This window comes from Pantoea sp. T14 (genome assembly GCF_036663535.1).
GTDB lineage: Bacteria > Pseudomonadota > Gammaproteobacteria > Enterobacterales > Enterobacteriaceae > Pantoea > Pantoea phytostimulans.
The window spans coordinates 420,095-446,237 of sequence record NZ_JAWUEB010000026.1; the positions used below are offsets into that span (position 1 = coordinate 420,095).

Here is a 26,143-nt window from a genome sequence, read left to right on the forward strand (position 1 = left end):
CCAGACGCCAGCCTGCAACAGCTTCGCTGTAGCCGTAGGCTATTTGCACGAGTCAAATTGTAGAACTATGTTATGCGGCGGAAGTCGTCATATATGATGAATACCTATTTCCAATCCAGAAGGGTTGTTATCTTTAGTGTTAAGATCTTTTCTTAAAACATATATTTAATTAATTACTGTTATTAAGTATTCTTATAGTGAGTAAAAAGGTTACAATACCCTTCCCTTCAAGCAATGGGTAAAAAGGTTACATGCAAAGCTACATTAATCCTCAGTAATTCATATGAAACTCAACCCTAATTCAGCCTAATGATTACCCTCTTCCAGCACCATCCTGTGCAAAGTGTCTCTCACAACAATTCATTCAATAATTAACAAACCTAAGCACAGCAAGGCTTAAAGCCTATTACTAACAATTCAATAATCTATAGTGTGCAATAAGCAAAGCGTTATTTGCTGAATGAGTATTAAAGCGCGCATTTCAAAACAGCGTTTTAATTTACTGATAAAATCACATGACAACATTACAATTCTATTAATCACTAAAAGTAACTGCTACGTGCAATTCTCTACCTCACAATTGTATAGGTAAATGTGAGATAGAAACAAATAACTCAATTAAATCAATTAGTTGATTGGAATCTTGTTATTGTACAATCGTGATCAATCGAATTCACTAATCAACCCCATGCAAACTTGGTGAAAAATGCATCAAATCATCGTTAGTTTCATCGTGAAATGATACCTTCTGATATTTGAATTTCTATTTTTGCTAAAATTGGCGGAGGTTGTTTTTAGTGTTCAGCACATTTTCAGATCTGGCAGGAAATCCCTCACCCGACAAAACAAAAACCATAAAAGATCTTTAATTAAAAAGATCTTTAAAGTTAAAGAATCGGCAAGTAGTCTACTCACAGTTGAAAAATTAAAGGAGTTAGAAAGATGGCAACAACCAAAGTATTAGAAAAGGAAGAAGCATTGCAGGTAGTGAGCTGGATGTATGAGAACGGTAAAGAGTTATACGGCGATGTGTGCACAGTGATGGCGGCTCTGGTACTTCGTGTTGGCGACACTGTTGGCTTACGTATGCAGGATATAAAGCGCGGTGAAGTGCTCAAGGTGACAGAACAGAAAACTGGCAAGGTGAAAGAAGTTGAGCACATTCCTGAAATCGTGTTGCAGATTGTCGAGAAGCGCCGGGCAATGTACCCGAATGATAGTTTCCTGTTCACTGCTCATTCAAACCGTGCAAGTGGTATGAAAGGCGTCAGCCGTGAAGAAGTAACCCGCAATATCAAAGCAGCGGCGTTAGCGTGCGATATCACTGGCACTGTGGGATCACACAGCCTGCGCAAATTCGGCGCGTCAGAGTGCTACAACGCTACCGGCAAGGATTTAGGAATGGCAATGAAAGTGCTGAATCATTCCAACATTCAAACCACTATGAAGTATTTACGCTTGGATCAGAAGCGCATTGACTCTGCTCTTAACAGTGTTTGGGGATGAGTCTGAATAGGCTTTTCCTAAGGCATAAAAGATCTTTAACTTTAAAGAGGTTATAAAAGTATGCTTGTTATCGGCTTTATGCTGTTCATGTACGTTATGAGTATTATCCCGATCATCGTTTCATTTAAACGGCAGAATAACCCCTGGATTGTGATCATTATTTCTATGTTCTTTGGCTGGACGTTGATTGGTTGGGTTATTGCATTATGCATCGCGCTGAATAGCCCTAGGCAGCCTCAAGCCACTGTTATGCAAGACGGGCAAGTATTTAAATTACAAGAGCCTGTGACGCCTCCAAAGCCTGCACAGGATGGCATTATGTCAGAGGAAGAAGAGATGAAGATAAACGCCAGGCTAGTAAAAATCCTGTTTGGTTTGCTGTTCGTTTTTTCAATGTTTACGCCCTACTTTTCACGAAACTCTTTAGGCGATTACACAAGTGTTCTACGCATAATGACTACAACTGAAATCGTTGTTGGTTATGGGATTGCCGCAATAACCGCGCTTATGGTTCCGTGGCTTTCAAGTAAATCTAAGTTTGCTATGGCTGTGCTTCCTCCTTTGATTCCCATTGCTGGTATCTGGTTTGCAACATTTCTGAATCTATAACCCATAAAAGATCTTTAGATCTTAATATGTATATATGCAAATAGCTGGCTTCACGCTGGCTATTTTTGCTATCTTAGCTGTTAAACATCTTTAGAGGATTTATTAAAAATGTCACAGAAGATAGAGAATAAGCAGCCCGCTACAGCTGCCGAACTAAAGGCACATGGATTATTCAAAATCTCAGCAATAATAGATCTCCAGCTATACAAAGATTTCAAATCTGAGTGTGCACAGCAGGAAGGCAGTATGAAAACACATGTAGAAGCGGCGATCCGAGAGTATTTATCGAAGCTCAAGAAAAGTAGAAACGTCAAAGAGTAGTAAAGTCAATTTCAAAAGATTAAGCTCGATTTCAGATAATACAGCCGATAACGTATTTAACTACACATGATAGGTTGACAAAATGACTAACAAACAACGCTTAATTGAGCTTTATGAAGAGACTTTGCTTTTGAGTAGCTACATTGAACTTGAGCATCATGCTAAGTATCCAATCACTGTTTTACACCCTAATCAGAAACCAGAAGATCTTACGGAAGAAGAGCTGATCAAACTAATCACAGCATCAGTTACTAATATGATTGGTCAGTTATGTTAATCGAAGGGGTGAATGCCCCTTCTTTTATGGCTCAGGTACAACTGAAATCACTGAAAAACAAGCACCCTCGTTACCCTAGCACCTGTGCTGTTGAACCGGACTGTATCCTGCAACACTGCTTCATGCACTTCACTATGCGAAGGCTTAACATCACTCTCTAAAAATACTTCTTGAGAACGGGGTTTCATTACCGTCTCTATGTTCAAAGTGATTTTGTATTTAGTGCTCATCTAACATCCTCGTTATAGTAGGAGATATAATCTTATTCGATAAAATCCACATTATTCTTTTGTGATGTAGCTAAACCTAATTTTAATCAAAAGCCCATAATGACCAGGGTTGATAGTTATCATTTAATTCTGGTCAGAATTTGATGAAAGCGCATTAGTATTATGAAAATCAATCTTTTCCGTCCGCACTAACTCCTTGACAGTAATTTTAAATAAAGCCGTAAAATAATTATGTCAATTGTGACATTAAACATTTTTACCTATATAATCATGTCGGTTATATAAAATCTTGAGAGAAATTACACTTTGATTTTATTGATTGTCGTGCAGAACTAATTCGGCTTTAAAAATTAGATTAGTCACATCGTATATTAATTTTACATTTATATTAGAAAACAAAACCATAGACAGTATTTTTTTGTGAGAAGCTGGGACTTATCTGTAAAATCACTCTGAAATACAATAAGATGTAGAGATATTAAATAAGTTCCTATTTTATGAATTTTAGGGGCATATAAAATTTAAAAATAATTTAAGATTTCATTTACATAAGAGCTACATTGGTAAATTCAAAAATTACATATAGTGTTTTGTAACTCCTAATACATACTACCGTAAGCTTCTAGGCTAGGCTTACATAAATTTGATAATTAATTTCGAGTCAAAGATTTAAACGCGACCGAATAAATTTAACAGCAGAATTTTTTCATAATTTCTAAAAAATTAGATTATTTTCTTCTCCTCAGGAAATTTAATATTATATCAATTTTACACCTTTTAATTTTCCTGTGGTATTTGCAATTAGTTTACTATTTTGATTTAGTAACACTAAAGAAAAAACATCTATTGAGCTGGTGGTAATTTTTATAGACAGCTAAGTATTTTTTAAAACATTCATTTTCGGTAATTAATAGGTGATGTTCATTGCTCTATACATCAAATCATCTCTACTGCTATGTAAGCATAGAAAATTATCATCTACAATTCTTTTGTTAGCCAGTATTAACTATACAAGCGCTACTTATCTTCAAGTTGTTTCCGATACCCTAGGTAGTAGCTCCGCTTCTCAGTATAGATATAAGCCGCATAGTATGTAAAAGCAGGACATACTAACGGGAAAAGCGATTCAAACCTCATCCTGAGACAAAAGCAGTTGAACTTGACTAAAAAATGATCAACTTTAATTGAGGCTAGCTCCCTTAAATCGACTCGGGGAAAAAAAATGGATGCTGAACATGAAAAAAATCATAAGGTTACTGTAGCTCAATACCTTAGAATGTCTACAGATCATCAACAGTACTCAATTCATAATCAAGCTGAGTTCATTAAAAATTATGCCGAAAAAAACAATATGGAGATTGTTCATACATATAATGATGCAGGTAAAAGTGGTGTAACGATCGAAGGTAGACATGCGCTAAAACAGCTTTTGTCAGATGTAATAAATACCAAAATAGATATTAAAGCAATCCTGTTTTATGACGTAAGCCGATTTGGTCGGTTTCAGGAAATGGATGAAGCAGCCTATTACTCTTACCTTTTCAATATGCATGGCGTAGAATTAATCTTCTGTGCAGAGCCAATTCCAACAAAAGATTTCCCCTTAGAATCTTCAGTGATACTGAATATAAAAAGAGCTAGCGCAGCCTACCATAGTAAAAATTTGTCTGAAAAGGTATTTATAGGACAAGTTAATTTGATAATGAGAGGGTATCATCAAGGAGGTATGCCAGGTTATGGTCTGAGAAGACTTTTAATTAATGAAAATGGTCAGCCAAAAGAAATACTATATTTTCAACAAAGGAAAAGCATACAAACTGATAGGGTTATTTTAATACCCGGCCCTCAAAAAGAAATTCGTATTGTAAATGAAATCTATGATTTTTTTAACATTGCATGTATGCCTGAATTTCTTATCGCTGAAAAACTTAATAATATGAACATACCTGCTGAGAACTATAGTCTTTGGACAAGAAGCAAAGTACATCAAATACTGACTAACGAAAAGTATATTGGCAACAATGTTTATAATAAAACTTCCGGAAAGCTAAAATCAAAATCAAAAAAAAACCCTAAAGAGGAATGGATAAGATGTGAGAAAGCATTCAAGCCTATTGTTTCACGGAAAAAATTCCTTCTCGCACAATCTATCATACAGTTAAGGTCAGCTCATCTCACAGATAATGAATTACTTGAACATCTTAAAAACAAACTTAAGGAGAAAGGTAAGTTATCTGGTTTTATAATTGATGAAGACGATTTTGGCCCATCGTCATCTGTCTATAGAGCACGCTTCGGTGGGTTACTTAGAGCTTATACTTTAATAAATTACAAACCAAAGCAAGATTATAATTACATTCAGCAAAATGAATTCATTAGGAATCTTTACCCACATCTGATTAATGACTTTATCGAGCTTATCAAAGCAAAAAACTGTATAGTCGATAAAGAAATTAGAGCCCCTCTATTATATATAAATAATGAAATTCTAATATCATTATTATTATGCAAGTGTGAAAAGCGGCAATCCGGAAAGCTTAGATGGAAAGTTAAATTTGAGAAAGTATCAAATGCCGACATCACTATTGTAATGAGATTGGATAGCACGAACACTATCCCTCTTGATTATTACATACTTCCTAAACTGGATATATTATTCACTAATCTAGTTTTATCTGAAAAAAACAGCATTGCGTTAGAGCTTTATAGATATGACAATTTATACACATTTCTGACGATTATCGAACGTCAAAACTTAAGGAATACATATGCTGCCTGAAGACGACACAATCCCTATAGTTATGATTGAAATATCCAAAGTAAAAATACCTAACCCAAGATCTCGTAATAAAACTGTTCATAACGAGATAAAGGAGAGCATTAATAAAAGGGGGCTAAGTAAACCGATAACAGTAAGAATAATTAAAGATAATGATTATGATTACGCTCTTATATGCGGGCAGGGAAGAATTGAAGCGCTAGTAGGATTAGGAGAAGAAAATATTCCTGCGATTATCAAAAAAGTGAGTGAAGAAGATGCTTATATAATGAGTCTTGTCGAAAACATTGCAAGAAGGCGTCCAAGGTCAAATGAATTACTGCTAATTATTAAGGATATGAAATCTAAAGGTCTATCAGACATAGAAATTAGCGAAATTACTGGCTATACATCTCACTGGGTAAACAGCATAAGCATGCTCCTTGAAAAAGGAGAACATAAGCTTTTATCCGCGGTTGAACGAGGAAATTTACCCTTATATCTTGCTGTAGAATTTGCCCGGAGTAATTCAGAAGAAACCCAAAACCTTCTGACTGAAGCATATGAGAAAAAAATAATTAAAAGCCGAGACATCATAAAAATACAACATATTCTTAATCAACGCTCAGAAGGACATAAAGGAGCGAAAACAGGAGGGTTTATCTATGATAGAGCATCAAAAACAATGACTTCCGAGGAGCTTGTTTCCTTATATGAAAAAAGCATTGCTGAGCACAAGTCAATTTATAATCATTCTGAGTTCGTTAAAAATCACTTGTTAATAATAAACGAAATATTTATTAAAATAATCAAGGACGAACGGTTTCTAAATATTTTACAAGAGGAGAAGCTTTCAGATGTCCCGATTTTAATATTAAACCCTATTGAAGCTGAGGAATGAATATGATTAAGCTTTGTTTTAACGACAATTATACCTTTTTAGACATTGATAAGTTACATCCTTCAAAAACTCTTATAGAAAATGTTAAGCGAAGCCATAAATACCACCAAATCAAAACATCCATTGAGATTATAGGTATTATTGAGCCTATTTTAGTCTATTTTGACAAGACTACTAAATGCACTAAAATACTTGATGGCCATTTACGTGTCGAAGCATTAAAAGAATTACATGAAGATAAAGCTCCATGTATAATTTCCACTATTGAGGACGCTTACACCCCAAATAAGCAAGTAAATCACATTAATGTTATAGAAGAGCACAGAATGATCATTAAGGCTTTATCGAAAGTCTCAATTGAAAAATTAAGCGCTGTATTAGGCATTTCTATAGAATCCATAAGAGATAAAACAAAAGTCTTAAATGGTATTGACCCAAGTGTCATTGCTAAACTGTCGGATAGGCATATTCCGAGAGCAACTTTTGATATTTTACGTAAAATGAAGCCTATAAGACAGATTGAAGCGGTAGGAACAATGATAAACTTCGACAACTTTAGTAAAAATTTTGCTTTAAATATTCTAAGATCCACACCTGCAGCCTTATTAGTTAACAAGTCTAAAGATAGCTCTTTTAAAAAAGATATAAGAAAAACTATACTTAGACTTGAACAAGAGATGGCTATTACTAGGGAAGAAACTAAAAAAGTAAAAGGGGAATATGGTGCTAACATGCTTAGATTTGTTATAATACAATCTTATATAACTCGTCTATTAGATAATCCTAAAGTTATTCACTGGTTACTTGAGAACGAAGTAGATTACCTTAATGAATTAAACAGGATTACAAAAATAAACTCATTAGAAATTTAAGAAGATTTATGTGATAAAACGACAAAGGATCAAAAAAGTTGCAGTTTTTAATCCGCTAAAGTTTAGCATTTCGTATTAGATTAAATCATTAATTTCTTTAACCTCATCTTTTCACTGCTTACTAATTTCAATGCCAGTCTTCATTAACTAAACTACTTGTCGATTTTTTCGACTACCTTGTAATTTCGTGCCAATAAATCTTACTGTGAAGCATTAATGTATTGGCAGCCCTAAACATTGGATTGGTTGATTCCCCTTACTTCCCTCATTCTTTACGTTAAGACCAATCTAGATTATCTATTACATAACATACCGTATCTATAGGAAACGTGTGAAAGTAACGCTTAGTAATGCCTATACCTGTCATCTGATGCCCTAAAATCTGCTGTAAATGTGAAATATTAGTAACCCATCCCGCATTAGCTGAACTGGCTACAGTATGCCTTATGGAATGCACTAAGCGTCTCTGCCCATGCTCGTCCAAGTAATCAATGCCGATCTGCTCACGTGCATCTGAAAAAGTTTTACCAATCTTAGCCATATTACTGCCGGCAACATCTGGGAAAAGTAAGTCATCGCATTGGGCTACATACTCAAGAAAACCCCACTCAAGCAAATGACGATGCACTACTATACGCCGCGTAGCGTTCTCATTCTTACCCTGCCCGTTCTCTGCAATCAAAAGGTAACGGCGCTGGCATCCTTCATCAAACTTAATTTGCTTTTTGGTTAGCGTTGCAATTTCCGATCTTCTACAGCCCGTGTACGTTAAGAGAAGCCAAACCCATCTTTGCCAGCCTTCTGGCTGTTCCAGTGCCCAACTAACAATCTTCTTCATTTCAGAAGCGGTATAAGCTCCATAACGTGCTTTAGATTTATTAGCTGTTATCCCGTCTGTAGGAGGTTTTTCGATCAGTGATATATCATCTGTCAGAAATGTTTTGAAAAGTGACTTGAAGATTTTGAGGTGCTTAAAGATTGCTTCCTCACCCACAAGATTCTCCTCTGAAACATCACAAGCCATAAGCTCATTAATTGTCATAGAGCGATAGGGTTGCACAACGCGCTTAGGTAGATTCTCAACTACTTCCATCACCTTTTTGATATCGACTTTAGTGATTGTGCTTACATCTTTGTTTGGTGAAAGTACCGCCATCAGCACTTCTATATAGCGTTCATTTGCAAGTCTGATGCTATGGCTCCAATTGCCCCCTTTTGCATGTTTATACAGCTGCCATGCTTTTGCTAACGTAACGCCAGATGCAGCTACTTTCAGATCGACCGGTTTAACTTGTTCAGGCTTTACGCTATTGAATGAAAGAATACCTTTCAAATTGCCGTTCAATGAAGCTCTTATCGCATCAATTCGGTTTGTAAAATCCGTTATAGCCAGAGTTCTATCCTGCACAAATGGAACCAATGGGATTAGTGATGCCATCATTGTGCTGGCTTCGCGATAGCTGTCTGTGTTCAAACTTCTTTTGAAAGACTTGCCATCAGCAAATCGAAATTGGATGTAATAAATATGGTTACGCTGGAATGTGTATCGTAATGGATTGTACCGCATACAAACGCCCTCTTTTAATCTCATTGAGTAAATGGAATAAAGAGAGCTAGGTAACACGTTGTTTTTATTGAAAACGCGTTACAAATTTGTTCCCTACGCTGGCATTAATCCAGATCAGGTTCAAAGGGTATATCTCAGCCTAAAAGGCACCCCTAGTCATTGATAGATAAGCATATTTTGATAATAATTGCTCAATCACTCAGTGCAATCATAGGTGAGTTGATCCCAGCTTGTAAACCGCTTTGTATCCCACTTTGACCGCTTTGATAACGCGCAGAAGCCCTATACAAAAAATCCCCGCAGTGCGAGGATCAATCATTAAGGCGTTTTACTCTATTTTCTAACTGGCGAGTTAATCGCCGTACCAAACTCCGGTAAGGCTTCTCTTCACCATCAATAAATGTTTTGCAGGTTCTTAAGGCTACAAGTTGCGGAGTTATTTTGTAATGTGTGCTAATCGGCTGATATTAATCAAGCTAACCAACATTCTGTCGTTGATTTTGTCGATGATAAGGTTATTGTCTTCGTCATCTTGAATATTAATCTTCGCCATTATTCTGGCTCCTTAAAATAAATAGATATAACTATATGAAATGGTAAATTAAACGAACCTCCAAACAGATCAAATAAGAACAGTGCTTCGATAAGCAATAAAAGGGCTGCAACGGTAAATCTAATCATCAAACAGTTGCGGTTATCTTCAGTGTAAAGCCTGTCGCATGATTAACAGGTAAGATTGATGCTTCACTCACGACTTCAGCTTCACCACGTTCTTTTTCGTAAACGTAGCTAAATACCTCTTGAGGTGTTCCCTCGCGAGCAAGATTTTATCTGCACTTGACGCACCGAAAATATGTTTAAACGCGCCAGTTCCACCAGTAAAAACTGGAAGCATAATAAACTCATTAATAGCAATGAAAGGTGTTAAAAGTGGGTCTGTGATTTTAACTACGTCAACTGCAATACCAGGCATTGTGAATGTTGGGTAAGATTTCACGTCTCTGTGTAATGATATTTCCTTCATCAAGTGGACTAACATATTGGAATGCACTTTTCATCGACGTATGAAAACGTAACTTGCTGTATGCATCAAAACCTGCAAAAACAATCCCACGGCGAAGGTTGCTATAGCGTCCTTTAGTTCCGTCGTTAACCTGCGATAGTGTCGCTATAATTGTATTGGTTAAATGGATTAAGGAAAAAATGGGAAAAATTGAAAATGAGTAGATCACTTGTGCTTGTATTCATCTTGAGCAGCTTCAATGCATTAGCCGTGCAAGTAACACTAACTGATGTTTAGCGTGTGGAGAATGGTAGAATAGACTGGCCCCATAGATCACCAGACACTTCGCCTCTCTTAAAATAAGAGGTAGTCTTAGAACTATGTTTAGACTGGCCCCAGCTAATTTATGTATTAAATGACGATCCTAAATTTTATCTCAGCAAATATAATTTATTTCCCTTGCCTCCCTACCTATCCCTTATCAGGCAATACTCACCAAACGCGTTGTGATGAGGTTAACCAAGTACTCTTTAGGGAGCGAGACTGAGAGCCTAGCAGAGCCTACCATCGTGCTAAAAGCTTTTGAAATTGTAATTAATACGCTGTTAATTTTGATGATTTCTTTAAATCAACAATAAAAACCTTATAATAAGAGTGGTTTACTAATAAGGGATTAAAGCCAAATGGCAATCAACGGAAAGTTTATTCTTACAGGCGCACAATTCTCTCCCCTCATACTACCAGGTATAGGGCACTTTATGGCGTTTTCTGGCAATGATCAGTATCGCAACAATGCCGCATGTGCCGCTATACCTTTTAAAGGGCCGATCCCGCTTGGTCGCTATCACATCGTGAAACGTCCTGTTAATGGGTTTAAGTCCATGCTATACACAATGAGCCGTGAGGCCTGGACATGGCCAACAGATACCCCCGTAATTCACGCGGAATGGTTTGGACTATTTAGACAAGATTCACACGTTGATGACAAAACATTCATTGATGGCGTAGAAAGGGGGAATTTTAGATTGCATCCAATTGGTCCGGCAGGGATTTCTCAGGGATGTATAACATTACAGCACCGTAGTGACTTCATTAAAATAAGGCAGGCGCTAATGACTTATACATATGGAAATACAAACATCCCCGGAACACAATTGTATTCGTATGGAACAATTGAAGTAATCGACGGAGGAGTTTCCGGTGTGTGCTAAATCATCAGTGATTCCGAAGAAGACGCTATCCTTCGCCTTGATGTTTTTTTTATTTATGTGGTTGAACTATAAAATATTTATACCAGTAATTAAATCTAACACCTCGTGGTTTATTGATTTTACATCTGAATTAGGCTTTCACGATGCTGAAGGAGCATTTGGTCAAATGTTGGTGGCAATGTCTCTCATCGAAACAATACTAACTATGATTATATCTCTGTTTTTATTCAAGAAATATAAGAACCGGGCTTAGCCCAGTTTATTTTATCTTTCATTCCATGCATCAGAGTGCTGGATATTGCCATCAGTGTAACGCCAGGTCACTTTTTCATACATCATTGCAACCGATTCAACGTGATTAGTTTGCCCGCTGCTAGCTTTGATGTTTGCCATCCCCGGCAAAACAGAAACGATCTTCACGCCTTCGAAGAGCATATTGAAATATTCAACCTCTTGGCCTGCATCGCTAATGCGATACCATTTGATTTCGGCAGATTTGAGTGTTTGTCCCGTTGTCACAGCCTTGAAAAGATACGGGCTTGATGCATCGAATTCCTTCTCAAAACTGACAGGCATATGTGAACGAGTGGCGGTGATTTTGCCAGTGGTCGGGTCAACAGGAAGAGTTACACCGTGTGCAAAACCCTGCACTTCGATGCTGTTTTCACGTCCATGAACGTCAACAGAGCCTTTGATCAATGCGCCGCCATCGTCTTTAAGCCATAGGTAAGCTGGAATTGGCATATGTTACTTCGTCCTTTTATTGTTAGCCCTTTCCTGGTAGAAAGCGGCACCCCGAGTCATTGTTACGGCTTGCAGCATAAGGAAGCGTGAAAACTAAAGCAAGGTAGATAAATGTTATCTTGAAGCGTATCGCATGATCTCGATCAACCCTTCCCCCCTTAAAAACAGGCTTAATGCAGCGGGTTTAAAAACGAACGGAAATAATTTAATCAGAAATAGCTTACAACGATAATTTAATTAAACCCCAGTATTAGCTGAATTATAAATAATCAAGAACCTGCGCAAAACATAGAGAAAAGAGCATTTTTTCAAGGAGTTAAGAAGACAATAAAGACGGAACTTTATACTTTCAGGAAGTATGATGCGATTCTTAGCGTTTATTCCCCATCGGCACCGCTGGCACGAGATTAATATTACCCGTCAGGGTGCAGTTTCGCCGAATGGCCGAACTTATCTTTCTACTTATATTACTGCCAGCTGCAAAAGTTGCGGGGAGATGATCCATCGGATTTATTACCGCGATATCAGCGATGAACAAGCACGTCGCTGGTTGGGTTAGTTTTACCGTTCAAGGATAACGTGCCGACGCGTTACCTACCTTAAGCCATTCAGCAGGTTACACCTTCAGCGACAACCTGTTAGTCTTAAAACTATTGAGACACTTACCTTCAGTCGCCTATGTCTACCTTGTTGGATACGCTAAGTCATCAGATCTATTTGTCAGCCCCGCTGTTTGTACTCATTTTTATTGGTTTTTGTCTGACCCGCTTTGGTAAATGGCCTGCCAGTATCAGCGAGGGCATGAACCGCTTTGTGTTCAACGTCGCCCTGCCCTGCATGTTATTTCGCGTCATGAGCGATTTTTATAAAAGCCCACCGGTGGACTTTCGCCTGTTGCTGGCTTTTTTCGGTAGCTGCTTGCTGGTGTTTATCGTTGGGCGAGCACTCGCGACACGCTTATTTAAGCTAGATGGGGTTGCCGGTTCGGTGTTTGCACTCGGCGGCATTTTCTCAAATAACGTGATGCTGGGTATTCCCGTAGCAACGGCGCTGTTGGGAGCCGAAGCGCTGCCTTCGGTGGCGCTGGTATTGGTGTTTAACAGCCTGATTCTCTGGACGCTGCTCACCCTTTCTGTGGAATGGGCTAAGCACGGCAATTTATCCTTAAAAGGTTTAGGCCTTACCTTGATTAGCGTGCTGAAAAATCCGTTGATCATCGGCATTTTAAGCGGCACGATTTGGAGTTTTTTACAGCGCCCCCTGCCGTTAATTGCGGCGGAACCGCTACGCATGCTGGCCTCCATCGCCGCACCGCTCTCGCTGATCACGCTGGGCATGAGCCTGGCGCATTACCGGGTGCGTGAAGGATTAAAAGAGAGTTATACCATTTGTCTGCTGAAGCTGATTCTGCAACCGATGACGGTGTGGGCTATAGCGTGGTTAACTGATTTACCGCCGCTGGAGAGCAAAGTAGTGGTGTTGTTGGGTTCAATGGCGGTGGGTGTGAATGTCTATTTGATGTCGCAGAAGTTCAATGTCATTACCGGCCCGGCAGCGGCCAGCATGCTGTTTTCCACGATATTTGCAGCCATAACCACGCCGGTGTGGATGATGCTCATGTCGTTAGCGGGATACTAAAAAAAACCCCAGAACAGAGGTTCCGGGGTTATTGCGTAGCGAGTGTGTTAATTACTCAGCTGATTGCGTACGAATTAAATAATCAAACGCGCTGAGTGAGGCTTTGGCGCCTTCACCGCTGGCGATGATGATTTGCTTGTACGGTACGGTGGTGCAGTCACCCGCAGCAAACACGCCTTTCAGAGTGGTTTCGCATTTTGCGTCGATGATGATCTCGCCCATCTTGTTACGCTCAACTGCGCCTTCCAGCCATGGTGTGTTTGGCAGCAAACCAATCTGAACAAAGATACCGGACAGCGGCAGCTCATGCGTGGTCTGGTTGGTGCGGTCAATATATTGTAAACCGGTCACTTTACTGCCATCGCCTTTCACTTCTGTGGTCTGTGCATTCAGAATCACATCAACATTTTTCAAGCTGCGCAGTTTATCCTGCAGCACCTGATCGGCGCGCATTTCACCAGCAAACTCCAGCAGGGTGACGTGCTCAACAATACCTGCCAGATCAATTGCCGCTTCAACACCAGAGTTACCGCCGCCAATCACAGCTGTGCGTTTGCCTTTGAACAGTGGGCCATCGCAGTGTGGGCAGTAAGTCACGCCTTTAGTGCGATATTCTTCTTCGCCCGGCACACCCATATTGCGCCAGCGTGCGCCGGTCGCCAGGATAATGCTGCGAGATTTCAGCACTGCACCCGACGCGGTTTCAATCGCATGCAAACCGCCTTCGACCGCAGCCGGAATCAGTTTGATGGCGCTCTGACTTTCAATCACATCAACGTTGTAATCATCAACGTGTGCGCGCAGTGAACCCGCCAGTTTTGCACCTTCCGTTTTTGGTACAGAGATGTAGTTTTCGATATCAACGGTGTCGAGCACCTGACCACCAAAACGTTCACCCATCAAACCGGTGCGGATGCCTTTACGTGCGGAGTAAATCGCTGCCGCTGCGCCCGCTGGGCCGCTGCCGACGATCAGCACTTCGTAGGCTTCACGTTTGTTTAACTCTTCTGCCGCACGCTTATCCGCGTTGGTGTCTACTTTGCTGACAATCTCTGCCAGGCTCAAACGGCCCTGACCAAACTCTTTACCGTTCAGGTAAACCGCTGGCACGCCCATGATGTTGCGTTCCTGAATCTCATTCTGGAACAGGCCACCGTCAATCGCGGTGTGGCTGATGCGCGGATTCAACACGGCCATCAGGTTCAGCGCCTGAACGACGTCAGGGCAGTTGTGGCATGACAGCGAATAGTAAGTTTCAAAATGGAAGTCACCATCCAGCTCAGTAACCTGATCTAACAGGCTCTGCGCTTCTTTGGATGGATGTCCACCGGTCTGCAGCAATGCCAGCACCAGTGAAGTAAATTCGTGGCCTAACGGCGAACCCGCAAAACGTGGACCGTGATTTGCGCCTGGATTAGTAATTAAAAATGAGGGTTTACGAACCTGACGATCGTTCTCTTCACGGAAGCTGACTTTCTCAGAAAGTCCCGCGATATCGACCAACAGATCACGAATCTCTGCTGATTTCGCGCCATCATCCAGTGTGGCAATCAACTCAACAGGCTTGGTTAATTTCTCAAGATAGGCCTTGAGTTGGGTTTTCAAATTTGTGTCGAGCATAGTGAGTTCCTGGTCAAAAAATCGGGTGCCGTAGCACCCGATGAGAGAAAGATCGAAGGGCTAAAGCGGGATTAGATTTTGCCAACCAGATCCAGAGATGGAGCCAGCGTTGCTTCGCCTTCTTTCCACTTAGCTGGGCACACTTCACCTGGGTGAGAAGCCACATACTGAGCCGCTTTAACTTTGCGAATCAGGTCAGATGCGTCACGGCCAATGCCTTCAGCAGTGATTTCGATTGCCTGAATGATGCCTTCTGGATCAACGATGAAGGTACCACGATCGGCCAGACCTTCTGCTTCACGCATGATTTCGAAGTTGCGGGTCAGCGCGCCAGTTGGGTCGCCGATCATCGCATACTTGATTTTTGCGATGGTGTCAGAAGAACCGTGCCAGGCTTTGTGGGTAAAGTGGGTGTCGGTAGAAACAGAATAGATATCTACGCCCAGTTTCTGGAATTCTTCGTGATGATCAGCAACATCACCCAGTTCAGTTGGGCAAACGAAGGTGAAGTCAGCTGGATAGAAGAAGAAAACACTCCATTTACCTTCAACGTCTTTCTCGGTTACGTCGATGAATTCGCCGTTTTTGAATGCTGCGTTTTTAAACGGCTTAATTTTGGTATTGATAATAGACATGATGGCCTCCGTTAAAAGATGTGATGCACGTTACAGAATTTTTGGGCCAACATCTAATATGCAGTCGTTATCAATCAAATAAACGAAAGCTATCAAACGCCGATCTTATCAATCTTTACTCTACCTATCCCGCGTTGCAAAAAGGCGGCAAGCGCGCGAACCCTTGGGATTTGGCTCAAAGGGGATGCGTGCGAACAGCCAGCAGATCTGCAACGGGAAGTCAGACGAGTAAATGGCACCGCTGCGCAGTTTACACGTAATCTCGCTGTATTAACGCGGTTTATCATTTCTCAACTTAGCTGCTAGCTTTGTAGAAAAGATGTTTTTAGGAGCTGACTTGTGCACATTCGATTGTTTACTGAATCCGATCGCCCTTTCCTGCGCACCCTCTTTTTAGCTTCACGCCGTGAAAACTGGCACTGGATTGATGGCAGCCATTGGAAGCTTGAGGATTTCGATGCAGTGATTATTGGCGAAACGATATTGGTCGCTGAGTTAGAGGGACATCGTGTGGGTTTTGCAGGATTGCTAGAGAACGATAACTTTCTGCACAGCCTGTATGTTGATCCCGATTATCAAGGGCGTGGCGTCGGCAGCGCCTTACTGGAAGCGGTGCAAGCGCGCTTTACCTCAACGGGCGCACTGAAATGCTTGCAAATGAATAAGGCGGCGCAGGCATTTTACCTGCAACACGGCTGGCAAATGATTGCGCAGGGTGAAGGCGATCAGGGGAAATATGTCTTGATGCATTATCCGCTGGCGTCAGCGTTCGCCAGCGGATCGGGCGTGGGTTAAATCGCGCGGAAGGCGATGTCGTCAGGAATGACGTCGCCTTGCCAGTAAAGCTGAGCGGCAACCCGCCCGGCTAACTGGCGATAGAGCGCAGTAAACTCACTCTCAGGGCGACGAATAACCGTGGGTTCACCGTCGTCCAGATCCTCACGCAGATTAATATGCAACGGCAGCTGCGCCAGCAATCGCGTACCGTAATCTTCTGCCAGTTTTTCAGCGCCGCCGGTACCAAAAATCGGTTCATGGAAGGCACAGTTGCTGCAAATGTGAATGCTCATGTTTTCCACAATACCCAGCACCGGCACATTCACTTTTTCAAACATGACCAAGCCTTTGCGTGCATCAATCAGCGCAATGTCTTGCGGCGTGGTCACTACCAGCGCACCCGTTACCGGAACATTTTGCGCCAGCGTGAGCTGAATATCACCGGTTCCTGGCGGCATATCCAGCACCAGGTAATCGAGTTCGGGCCACAAAGTTTCGTTCAACAGCTGCATCAGCGCTTTACTGGCCATCGGCCCGCGCCACACCATCGCGTTATCATCGGTGACCAGATAACCGATAGAGTTGGTGGCCAGGCCATGCGCCATAATCGGTGCCATGTGCGTGCCATCCGGCGAGGTTGGACGTTCATTTTCAGTGCCAAGCATGGTGGGCACTGAAGGGCCATAAATATCCGCATCCAGAATACCTACGCGTGCGCCTTCTGCCGCGAGAGCCAGCGCCATATTGACAGCGGTACTGGATTTACCGACGCCGCCCTTGCCAGAACTGACGGCAACGATATTTTTTACCCCTTTTACACCCGACTGACCTTTCACGCGCTTCAGGGTGGCAATATCGTGGTTGAGCCGCCAGTCAATGGCGCGCGTACCGGTTAAACGCAGCAGCTCAGAGCTGGTTTGCGCTTTCAGCTCCTCAAAGGCGCTGGTCCAGGCAAAGGGCATAACCAGCTCGATATGCAGTTTGCCATCCAGCTGAGCAACATGGTGCAGCGCCTTGATCGCGGTAAGGTTGCGTTTGAGGGTTGGATGTTCAAAGCTGTTCAGCACGCCGACAACAACGGCGCGCAGAGCTTCAGGTGTATGCGGTTCTCGGGATTGTGATGTCATCCCCACTCCTTTTTCATTTTTCTAACGCTGTATTTCAGCGGTGTATTGTCAATACTATCAGAAGCCCACGATGATGAAGCGTACGCCGCTTGTGTTTACGCCGGAGTAGGCTTCGGTTAACATCTAAGCCCGTTTTTTCAATCAACAGAAAGCTACGCAAACTATGACTCAAGTCGCTAAAAAAATTCTGGTAACGTGCGCACTGCCTTACGCGAACGGTTCAATCCATCTCGGCCACATGCTCGAGCATATCCAGGCAGACATTTGGGTGCGTTACCAACGAATGCGTGGCAATCAGGTTTATTTCATCTGCGCTGATGATGCGCACGGCACGCCAATTATGCTCAAAGCGCAGCAGCTTGGCATTGAGCCGGAGCAGATGATTGCTGAAATGAAACAAGAGCATGAAGCGGATTTCGCGGGTTTCAATGTCAGCTATGACAATTATCACTCAACGCATGGCGATGAAAACCGTCAGCTGTCAGAACTGATCTATGGCCGCCTGAAAGAGAACGGTTTCATTAAAAACCGCGTCATTTCTCAGCTCTACGATCCTGAAAAAGGCATGTTCCTGCCCGATCGCTTTGTAAAAGGCACCTGCCCGAATTGTAAGTCACCCGATCAGTATGGCGATAACTGCGAAGTTTGTGGCGCAACTTACAGCCCAACTGAGCTGATTGATCCTAAATCGGTGGTTTCTGGTGCGACACCGGAAATGCGTGACTCTGAACATTTCTTTTTTGATCTGCCTTCGTTCAGCGAAATGCTGCAAGCCTGGACACGTTCCGGCGCGCTGCAGGAGCAGGTCGCTAACAAAATGCAGGAGTGGTTTGAGTCTGGCCTGCAACAGTGGGATATCTCCCGCGATGCGCCTTATTTCGGCTTTGAAATTCCCGATGCGCCGGGCAAATATTTCTACGTCTGGCTGGATGCGCCAATTGGTTACATGGGCTCATTCAAAAATCTGTGCGACAAGCGCGGCGACATCGACTTTGATGAGTTCTGGAAAAAAGATTCCACCACTGAGCTCTATCACTTTATCGGTAAAGACATTGTTTACTTCCACAGCCTGTTCTGGCCAGCAATGCTGGAAGGCAGCAACTTCCGCAAGCCAAACAACCTGTTCGTTCACGGCTATGTGACCGTAAACGGTGCGAAGATGTCCAAATCACGCGGCACCTTCATCAAGGCCAGCACCTGGTTGCAACACCTTGATGCCGACAGCCTGCGTTATTACTATGCAGCGAAGCTCTCTTCCCGCATCGATGATATCGACCTGAATCTGGAAGATTTCGTTCAGCGCGTGAACGCTGACATCGTGAATAAAGTGGTGAATCTGGCTTCACGTAACGCGGGCTTTATCACCAAGCGTTTCGACGGCAAGCTCGCCAGCGAACTGGCCGATCCGGCGCTGTATCAAACTTTCCTGGATGCCTCAGAGAAAATTGGTGAAGCCTGGGCGAACCGCGAATTCAGCCGTGCTATCCGTGAGATTATGGCGCTGGCCGATATCGCCAACCGTTACGTTGACGAGCAGGCTCCTTGGGTGGTGGCGAAGCAGGAAGGCCGCGATGCTGACCTGCAGGCGATCTGTTCTATGGGCATCAACATGTTCCGCGTATTGATGACCTGGCTGAAGCCCGTGCTGCCATCGCTGAGCGAACGCACCGAAGCGTTCCTAAACTCAGCGCTAAGCTGGGATGCCATTCAGCAACCGCTGCTGGATCATCAGGTGGCACCGTTTAAAGCACTTTATAGCCGCATTGAAATGACCAAAGTAAATGGTCTGATTGAAGCGTCAAAAGAAGATGCTGCAGTCGCGAACAAACCTGCGGCCAACGGCCCGCTGGCCGATGCACCGATTGGTGATGCCATTACCATTGATGACTTCGCTAAAGTTGATATGCGTGTTGCGCTTATCGAAAAAGCTGAGCTGGTCGAAGGCTCTGACAAACTGCTGCGTCTGGAGTTGGATGTGGGCGGCGAGAAGCGTCAGATTTTCTCTGGCATTCGCGCAGCCTATCCCGATCCTTCGGTATTGGTCGGCAAAATGACCATCATCGTTGCCAACCTGGCACCGCGTAAAATGCGCTTTGGCATCTCCGAAGGCATGGTGCTTTCTGCGGGTCCTGGCGGCAAAGATCTGTTCGTACTCTCTGTGGACAGCGGTGCAGTGCCAGGCATGCCGGTTAAGTAAGCTTTTTCACTCTCTCCCTCAGCGGGAGAGAGTGTTCTTCAAATCCGTCTTTCTCCTTTTATTCCAGTCAGTAACGCAACGTTTCCCCACGTAAATGTGACCGCTAGCACGCTAAGCAGTTAATGCGTATGATGAAGCTCAGTAAAAACAGGAGCCTGTCATGCCCACCGTGCTGTCTGTCATCTGGCGCTACCTGCGCGCCTTCATCATCATTTATCTCTGTTTATATGCGGGAAATGGCATCGCGCTGTTACTGCCTATCACTATTCCCGGTAGCATCATTGGTATGCTGATCTTATTCGCCCTGCTGGCTTGTCGAATTTTGCCGGTAAAGTGGGTTAAACCCGGGTGTCATCTCATCATTCGTTATATGGCGCTGCTGTTTGTGCCGATCAGCGTAGGCGTAATGAGCTATACCGATATTTTGACCGAGCAGTTTGGTCCAATCGTGGTCTCCTGCGTCGTCAGCACTTTTCTGGTGTTAACGGTGGTGGGATTGAGCACACACAAACTGCATACGCGTCCTGTAAAGGAGCCGCGCGATGATTGATATTTGGTGGTCGCTGCCGCTGACCATCGCGGCCTTTTACATTGCACGTCGCCTGGCTAAGCGATTGAAAATCTCATTGATCAATCCGCTGCTGGTCGCCATGGCGATTATCATCCCGATTCTGCTGCTGCTGCACATTCCTTACACCCGCTATTTTGCTGGCAGCCAGATCCTTAATCAGCTGTTGCAGCCTGCTGTTGTTGCGCTCGCGCTACCGCTGTATGAGCAAATGCATCAGATTCGTGCTCGCTGGAAATCAATTATCAGCGTCTGTTTTATCGGCAGCGTGACTGCCATGGTTTCCGGCACCGCAATTGCCTTATGGATGGGTGCAACACCTGAGATTGCCGCCACCATCATGCCTAAATCTGTCACCACGCCGATTGCGATGGCGGTTTCTGGCTCGCTGCAGGGTATTCCCGCCATCAGCGCTATCTGCGTGCTTATTGCCGGCGTTTTAGGGGCGGTGTTTGGCCACATGCTGCTTAACCTGCTGGGGGTTAAAACCAAGGCGGCACGGGGGCTAGCGATTGGCAATGCTTCGCACGCGCTGGGTACTGCACGCAGCGCCGAGGTTGATTTTCAGGAAGGTGCTTTCAGTTCGTTGGCGCTGGTGATCTGCGGCATTATTACTTCGCTGCTTGCGCCCTTTCTCTTTCCGCTGATGATGCACTGGTTTGGCTAAAACTTTGCGAGAGATCTCGCAAAGTTGAAACAAGCAAACCAGGTTGCATTGTCAGAGCGACGGGGATCACATATAACCGTTATCCGGCACCTTTTCCTGATGATTTAAGAGGCTTTCATGCACCCACGTTTCCTCGCTGCTTTCGACGCGTTGCCGTCAACGCTGCAAACTGCGCTTCGCCCGATTTTGGATGATCCTGATTTTCACGCTGTGCTGACAGCCACACAGGTCGCCAATCTGCAACAGCAAACGCAACTGGATACCGATAACCTGGCGCTTGCGTTGTTACCGCTGGCGGCTGCCTGCGCGGTAGCCACAGTTTCGCATTTCAATGTCGGGGCTATTGCGCGCGGTATCAGCGGCAACTGGTATTTCGGTGCCAATATGGAGTTCGTCGGTGCGCCACTGCAACAAACCGTTCACGCTGAGCAGAGCGCTATCACCCATGCCTGGCTGCGCGGTGAGCGTCGGCTGGAAACCATCACCGTAAATTACACGCCATGTGGTCATTGCCGTCAGTTTATGAACGAATTGAACAGCGGCACCGCGATTCGTATCAGCCTGCCTCAACGCGCAATCAGCACGCTGGCCGATTACCTCCCCGATGCCTTTGGCCCACGCGATCTGGCGATCACAGAATTACTGATGGATGAAGTGGATCACGGCTACCGCGCAGAAGGTGATGCCTTGGTACAAGCTGCCGTTGCTGCAGCTAACGCCAGCCATGCGCCTTATAGCCAGTCTCACAGCGGTGTTGCGCTGATCACCGCATCAGGGCGAACCATTACTGGCCGTTATGCTGAAAATGCGGCGTTCAATCCAAGTCTGCCGCCGTTACAGGCCGCGTTGATCCTGCTGAATATGCACGGTGAAGCCTGCAATCAAGTAAAAAGCGCCGTTTTAGCGGAAGTGAAAGATGCCACGCTGAGTCAGTTTGCCGCGACACAAGCAACGCTTCAGGCGCTGGGCTGCAACGAACTGTTGCAGGTTGAATTGCACAAAGCATAACCTTTTGTCATACCGCCAGCAGTTTTGTGACCTTTTATTAACAAGTGCTGTACTTCTGCGGGAAAATTACTAGGATCTGGCGCCAGAATTCACGTTATAACAATTACCCAGATTGATTTGCGCTGCATTGCAGTACTGCCAAACGCGTCTGCCCTTGATAGTTTGCTTTGGTTATTCATTGAGATAAATAAGCGCGGCCAATGCATCAGCAGCCTGAATCAGGATGGGAAAAAAACTGGCGTTACCTTTCCGGCGTCACGCCAGACACTACCGCAACCGGAGCATCATTGCATGGAACTCGACTACGAAAGTAAACGTCCGCTTTACATCCCTTACGCAGGCCCGATTTTACTGGAATTTCCCCTTCTGAATAAAGGCAGCGCCTTCTCCCTCGAAGAACGTAATGAATTTAACCTTAGAGGTTTGCTGCCTGAAGCGGTAGAAAGTATTGAAGAGCAAGCGCAGCGCGCCTGGCGTCAGTTCCAGGACTTCAAAAATAATAACGATAAGCACGTCTATCTGCGCAATATCCAAGACACCAACGAAACCCTGTTCTACCGCCTGCTGGATAATCATCTTGAAGAGATGATGCCGATCATCTATACCCCAACCGTCGGCGCCGCGTGCGAACACTTCTCAGAAATTTATCGTCGCGCGCGTGGCGTGTTCATCTCTTACCCGAACCGCGATCACATCGAAGACATGCTGCAAAACGCCACTAAACAGAACGTGAAAGTGATCGTGGTCACTGATGGCGAGCGCATTCTTGGCTTGGGCGATCAGGGTATCGGCGGCATGGGTATTCCAATTGGTAAGCTTTCGCTCTACACCGCTTGTGGCGGTATCTCTCCCGCTTACACCTTGCCGGTGGTGCTGGATGTCGGCACCAATAACCAGCAGTTGCTGAACGATCCGCTCTATATGGGCTGGCGTCATCCGCGCATTACCGGCGAAGAGTATGATGCGTTTGTGAATGACTTTATTCAGGCCGTTAAGCGCCGCTGGCCGAAAGTGCTGTTGCAGTTTGAAGATTTTGCGCAGAAGAACGCTATGCCACTGCTGGAGCGTTATCGTGATGAAGTCTGCTGCTTCAACGATGACATTCAGGGCACCGCCGCCGTTACCGTCGGGACATTAATTGCCGCCAGCCGTGCTGCAGGCAGTCGTTTGTGCGAGCAAAAAGTGGTATTCCTGGGCGCAGGTTCAGCCGGTTGTGGTATCGCCGAGCAGATTATCGCTCAGATGAAATCAGAAGGATTAAGCGACGACGAAGCACGCGGCCGCGTCATGATGGTTGATCGCTTTGGTTTGTTAACGGATAAACTGCCTAACCTGCTCAATTTCCAGAGCAAGCTGGTGCAAAAGAGTGAAAACCTCAAAGGGTGGGACGTTACCAACGACGCTATTTCGCTGCTGGATGTGGTGCGCAATGCGCAGCCAGACATTCTGATTGGTGTTTCGGGTCAACCGGGCCTGTTTACCGAAGAGATTATTCGCGAGATGCACAAACATTGCGCGCGTCCTATCGTCATGCCGCTCTCCAACCCAACGTCACGTGTTGAAGCGACGCCTGCGGATATTATCGCCTGGACTGACGGGGCCGCGCTGGTCGCCACCGGTAGCCCGTTCTCACCGGTAAGCTGGAACGGCAAAACCTATCCGATTGCGCAGTGTAATAACTCCTATATCTTCCCAGGTATCGGTTTAGGTGTGATTGCGTCAGGTGCCAGCCGCGTTACCGACACCATGTTGATGACCGCCAGTCGCGCCCTTGCAGATTGTTCACCGCTGGTGAATGACGGCGAAGGGCCGGTGCTGCCAGAAATCAAAGATATTCAGGGTGTGTCGAAAATCATCGCGATGGAAGTAGGCAAGGCCGCACAGCTCGCGGGCGTTGCTGTTGTTACGTCAGAAGATGTGCTGTCACTGGCTATTTCGAATAACTTTTGGCTGCCGCAGTATCGTCATTATCGTCGTACCTCCATTTAACGGCTTGAGTGCCGGGTCGAATCAGATCCGGCACTGCCTAATTTTGCATCAGCCAACCGGCGCAAACTTGCTTCCCCGATGTACCTCAAGTAGCCTTGACCCATCAAATTATCCTGACGTTGAGTGCCCACGCGCATGTTGAAACGCGTTTTCATTGGTCTGCTTTTCATCATCTTATTCATGGTGGGGACTGCTATTGGCCTCGATCGCTGGATTAGCTGGAAAACCGCTCCCTACATTTATGAGAATGTTTCGGCATTGCCGCATCGTCAGGTTGGTGTGGTATTAGGCACAGCCAAATATTATCGAACCGGCGTCATTAATCAGTATTACCTTTATCGCATGCAGGGTGCGCTCAATGCGTATAACAGCGGCAAGGTGAATTATCTGCTGCTGAGCGGGGATAACGCTTTACAGAGCTACAACGAGCCAATGACAATGCGCCGTGACTTAATCAAAGCGGGCGTCGATCCTGCTGACATCGTGCTGGATTATGCCGGTTTTCGTACTCTGGATTCGATTGTCCGTACTCGTAAAGTATTTGATACCAATGACTTCATTATTATTACTCAACGCTTTCACTGTGAACGCGCACTGTTTATTGCGCTGCACTTAGGGATTCAGGCGCAATGTTATGCCGTGCCCTCGCCTAAAAATATGCTGAGCGTTCGCGCACGTGAGGTTGCGGCGCGGTTAGGCGCGTTAAGCGATCTGTTTGTCATGAAGCGTGAACCGCGTTTCTTAGGTCCACTGGTGCCGATTCCGGCGGTGCGTGAAATACCTGAAGATGCGCAAAGCTATCCTGCAGTGACGCCGGAACAGCTGCTGGAACAAGAGCAGAAGCAGAAGCCAGCCAAATAAAAAAGCGACCCGAAGGTCGCTTTTTCGTTATTGCGGAAATTACTTTTTGCGCGAGTATTTCAGTGAATCCAGCGCGACGGCAAAGATAATAATGCCGCCCTTGATGATGTACTGCCAATATGGGTTCACGCCGATATAGGTCAAACCGTAGTTGATGACGGTAAAGATCAGCACACCGGTAACTACGCCCGCCACGGTGCCGACACCGCCGGCAAAGGAGACGCCGCCTACCACGCACGCTGCGATAGCATCAAGTTCGTACATAAAGCCAAGGTTGTTAGTCGCCGAGCCGATACGTCCCGCTTCCAGCATACCGCCGAAGGCATAGAACACCCCTGACAGCGCATAGATCATGATCAGGTTTAATGGCACGTTCACGCCGGAAACTCTTGCTGCTTCAGGATTACCGCCGATAGCAAAGATGTTTTTGCCGAAACGGGTTTTATTCCACAGGATCCAGACAAACACGATGGCAATCACGGCATAAAACGTAATAAACGAAAGCTTAAAGTCGCCAAAGCGCAGGAATCCTTGCGCAAATTTAGAGAAGCCTGCATCAAAACCGGCTATTGGCGATGCGCCAACATAGTCGTAATAAAGCGAGTTGATGCCGTAAACGATAATCATGGTGCCTAACGTGGTGATAAATGGCGTCACTTTCAGGTACGCAATAATCACGCCGTTCACCAGACCAATAACACCACCGATAATACACACGGTCACAATAACCAAGGGAATCGGTACGGTATCCATGTTAGGAAAAACTTTATTGGCGTTGTCCATCGCCTGTAGCAAAGTCGCTGCCACAACAGCCGCTAAGCCCACCTGACGACCCGCTGACAGGTCGGTACCCTGCGTAACAATTAAACCCGCTACACCCAGCGCGATAATAATACGCACCGAGGATTGGGTCAGAATATTACTCAGGTTCATTAAACTTAAAAATGTCGGATCCTGGAAAATAATAATGGCCAATAAAACCAGCAGCACAACGTAAATGCCGCCCTCTTTCAACCAGGTTAGCGCATTCTTTTTTGTAGTCGCTTTCATGTTAACA

The 26,143-nt window shown here is 44.5% G+C and carries 22 protein-coding genes and 1 riboswitch; of the genes, 16 read left to right on the plus strand and 6 right to left on the minus strand.

What is annotated here, in order from left to right:
* Positions 1 to 942 precede the first annotated feature (942 nt).
* The 6 genes from SC127_RS17025 to SC127_RS17050 all read left to right on the plus strand — a co-directional run bounded on the left by SC127_RS17025 (position 943) and on the right by SC127_RS17050 (position 7,474).
* Positions 943 to 1,506 (plus strand): tyrosine-type recombinase/integrase, encoded by a 564-nt coding sequence (locus SC127_RS17025; RefSeq protein ID WP_332627194.1) that lies wholly within the window; start codon positions 943 to 945, stop codon positions 1,504 to 1,506.
* A 60-nt stretch (positions 1,507 to 1,566) separates the two neighbouring features.
* Entirely contained in the window at positions 1,567 to 2,115 is a 549-nt protein-coding gene (locus SC127_RS17030) for a superinfection immunity protein (RefSeq protein WP_332627195.1), read from the plus strand.
* A gap of 403 nt (positions 2,116 to 2,518) precedes the next feature.
* Entirely contained in the window at positions 2,519 to 2,713 is a 195-nt protein-coding gene (locus SC127_RS17035) for a hypothetical protein (protein WP_332627196.1), read from the plus strand.
* Positions 2,714 to 4,165: 1,452 nt separating this feature from the next.
* On the plus strand, positions 4,166 to 5,722 hold the full coding sequence (locus tag SC127_RS17040; RefSeq protein WP_332627197.1) for a recombinase family protein: 1,557 nt from the start codon (positions 4,166 to 4,168) through the stop codon (positions 5,720 to 5,722).
* Positions 5,712 to 6,602, plus strand: coding sequence for a ParB/RepB/Spo0J family partition protein (locus SC127_RS17045; protein WP_332627198.1), 891 nt, complete (start codon positions 5,712 to 5,714; stop codon positions 6,600 to 6,602). The genes SC127_RS17040 and SC127_RS17045 overlap by 11 nt, the downstream gene beginning before the upstream one ends.
* Before the next feature lie 2 nt (positions 6,603 to 6,604).
* Positions 6,605 to 7,474: a plasmid partitioning protein RepB C-terminal domain-containing protein gene (locus SC127_RS17050; protein WP_332627199.1), complete on the plus strand. Its 870-nt coding sequence runs from the start codon at positions 6,605 to 6,607 to the stop codon at positions 7,472 to 7,474.
* 277 nt (positions 7,475 to 7,751) lie between these two features.
* Here SC127_RS17050 and SC127_RS17055 read toward each other — a convergent pair whose 3' ends face one another.
* Positions 7,752 to 9,041, minus strand: coding sequence for a tyrosine-type recombinase/integrase (locus tag SC127_RS17055; RefSeq protein ID WP_332627200.1), 1,290 nt, complete (start codon positions 9,039 to 9,041; stop codon positions 7,752 to 7,754).
* A gap of 73 nt (positions 9,042 to 9,114) precedes the next feature.
* A riboswitch (TPP riboswitch) is annotated at positions 9,115 to 9,205 on the minus strand.
* A 1,522-nt stretch (positions 9,206 to 10,727) separates the two neighbouring features.
* On the opposite strand from SC127_RS17055, the gene SC127_RS17060 reads away from it, so the two are divergent.
* Complete coding sequence (locus SC127_RS17060) at positions 10,728 to 11,255, plus strand: DUF2778 domain-containing protein (protein ID WP_243077564.1); 528 nt, start codon at positions 10,728 to 10,730, stop codon at positions 11,253 to 11,255.
* A gap of 264 nt (positions 11,256 to 11,519) precedes the next feature.
* Here SC127_RS17060 and SC127_RS17065 read toward each other — a convergent pair whose 3' ends face one another.
* A complete protein-coding gene (locus tag SC127_RS17065) occupies positions 11,520 to 11,999 on the minus strand; it encodes an Hcp family type VI secretion system effector (RefSeq protein ID WP_215846209.1) in 480 nt (159 codons plus the stop codon).
* 361 nt (positions 12,000 to 12,360) lie between these two features.
* Between SC127_RS17065 and SC127_RS17070 the strand changes: the two genes are divergently transcribed.
* Together SC127_RS17070 and SC127_RS17075 are read left to right on the plus strand one after the other, a co-directional pair.
* A complete protein-coding gene (locus SC127_RS17070; protein WP_243078474.1) occupies positions 12,361 to 12,558 on the plus strand; it encodes a yippee family protein in 198 nt (65 codons plus the stop codon).
* 119 nt (positions 12,559 to 12,677) lie between these two features.
* The gene (locus SC127_RS17075; RefSeq protein WP_243077562.1) at positions 12,678 to 13,637 is read left to right on the plus strand and encodes an AEC family transporter; all 960 of its coding nucleotides are present in this window, start codon (positions 12,678 to 12,680) and stop codon (positions 13,635 to 13,637) included.
* A 51-nt stretch (positions 13,638 to 13,688) separates the two neighbouring features.
* Here SC127_RS17075 and ahpF read toward each other — a convergent pair whose 3' ends face one another.
* Positions 13,689 to 15,257, minus strand: coding sequence for an alkyl hydroperoxide reductase subunit F (ahpF, locus tag SC127_RS17080; protein WP_215846208.1), 1,569 nt, complete (start codon positions 15,255 to 15,257; stop codon positions 13,689 to 13,691).
* Between the two features lie 71 nt (positions 15,258 to 15,328).
* Positions 15,329 to 15,892: an alkyl hydroperoxide reductase subunit C gene (gene ahpC / locus SC127_RS17085; RefSeq protein ID WP_215846206.1), complete on the minus strand. Its 564-nt coding sequence runs from the start codon at positions 15,890 to 15,892 to the stop codon at positions 15,329 to 15,331.
* A 339-nt stretch (positions 15,893 to 16,231) separates the two neighbouring features.
* Between ahpC and SC127_RS17090 the strand changes: the two genes are divergently transcribed.
* Positions 16,232 to 16,687, plus strand: a complete 456-nt coding sequence (locus SC127_RS17090; protein WP_243077560.1) for a GNAT family N-acetyltransferase — start codon at positions 16,232 to 16,234, stop codon at positions 16,685 to 16,687.
* Here SC127_RS17090 and apbC read toward each other — a convergent pair.
* Positions 16,684 to 17,796 carry an iron-sulfur cluster carrier protein ApbC gene (gene apbC, locus SC127_RS17095; protein WP_332627201.1) on the minus strand — a complete coding sequence of 371 codons (1,113 nt, stop codon included), beginning with the start codon at positions 17,794 to 17,796 and terminating at the stop codon, positions 16,684 to 16,686. The two genes, SC127_RS17090 and apbC, sit on opposite strands and share 4 nt — an antisense overlap.
* Before the next feature lie 163 nt (positions 17,797 to 17,959).
* On the opposite strand from apbC, the gene metG reads away from it, so the two are divergent.
* The 6 genes from metG to sanA all read left to right on the plus strand — a co-directional run bounded on the left by metG (position 17,960) and on the right by sanA (position 25,086).
* Positions 17,960 to 19,993 carry a methionine--tRNA ligase gene (gene metG / locus SC127_RS17100; protein WP_243077558.1) on the plus strand — a complete coding sequence of 678 codons (2,034 nt, stop codon included), beginning with the start codon at positions 17,960 to 17,962 and terminating at the stop codon, positions 19,991 to 19,993.
* Positions 19,994 to 20,153: 160 nt separating this feature from the next.
* Positions 20,154 to 20,543, plus strand: coding sequence for a CidA/LrgA family protein (locus SC127_RS17105; RefSeq protein WP_215846204.1), 390 nt, complete (start codon positions 20,154 to 20,156; stop codon positions 20,541 to 20,543).
* Complete coding sequence (locus tag SC127_RS17110) at positions 20,536 to 21,228, plus strand: CidB/LrgB family autolysis modulator (protein WP_215846203.1); 693 nt, start codon at positions 20,536 to 20,538, stop codon at positions 21,226 to 21,228. Before SC127_RS17105 ends, SC127_RS17110 begins: the two co-directional genes overlap by 8 nt.
* A 117-nt stretch (positions 21,229 to 21,345) precedes the next feature.
* Positions 21,346 to 22,236 carry a cytidine deaminase gene (gene cdd / locus SC127_RS17115; RefSeq protein ID WP_332627202.1) on the plus strand — a complete coding sequence of 297 codons (891 nt, stop codon included), beginning with the start codon at positions 21,346 to 21,348 and terminating at the stop codon, positions 22,234 to 22,236.
* Positions 22,237 to 22,527: 291 nt separating this feature from the next.
* The gene (locus SC127_RS17120; RefSeq protein ID WP_215846201.1) at positions 22,528 to 24,225 is read left to right on the plus strand and encodes an NAD-dependent malic enzyme; all 1,698 of its coding nucleotides are present in this window, start codon (positions 22,528 to 22,530) and stop codon (positions 24,223 to 24,225) included.
* 135 nt (positions 24,226 to 24,360) lie between these two features.
* Positions 24,361 to 25,086: an outer membrane permeability protein SanA gene (gene sanA, locus SC127_RS17125; protein WP_243077556.1), complete on the plus strand. Its 726-nt coding sequence runs from the start codon at positions 24,361 to 24,363 to the stop codon at positions 25,084 to 25,086.
* 39 nt (positions 25,087 to 25,125) lie between these two features.
* On the opposite strand, the gene mglC is transcribed toward sanA, so the two are convergent.
* Complete coding sequence (mglC, locus tag SC127_RS17130; RefSeq protein ID WP_215846199.1) at positions 25,126 to 26,136, minus strand: galactose/methyl galactoside ABC transporter permease MglC; 1,011 nt, start codon at positions 26,134 to 26,136, stop codon at positions 25,126 to 25,128.
* Positions 26,137 to 26,143: the final 7 nt, after the last annotated feature.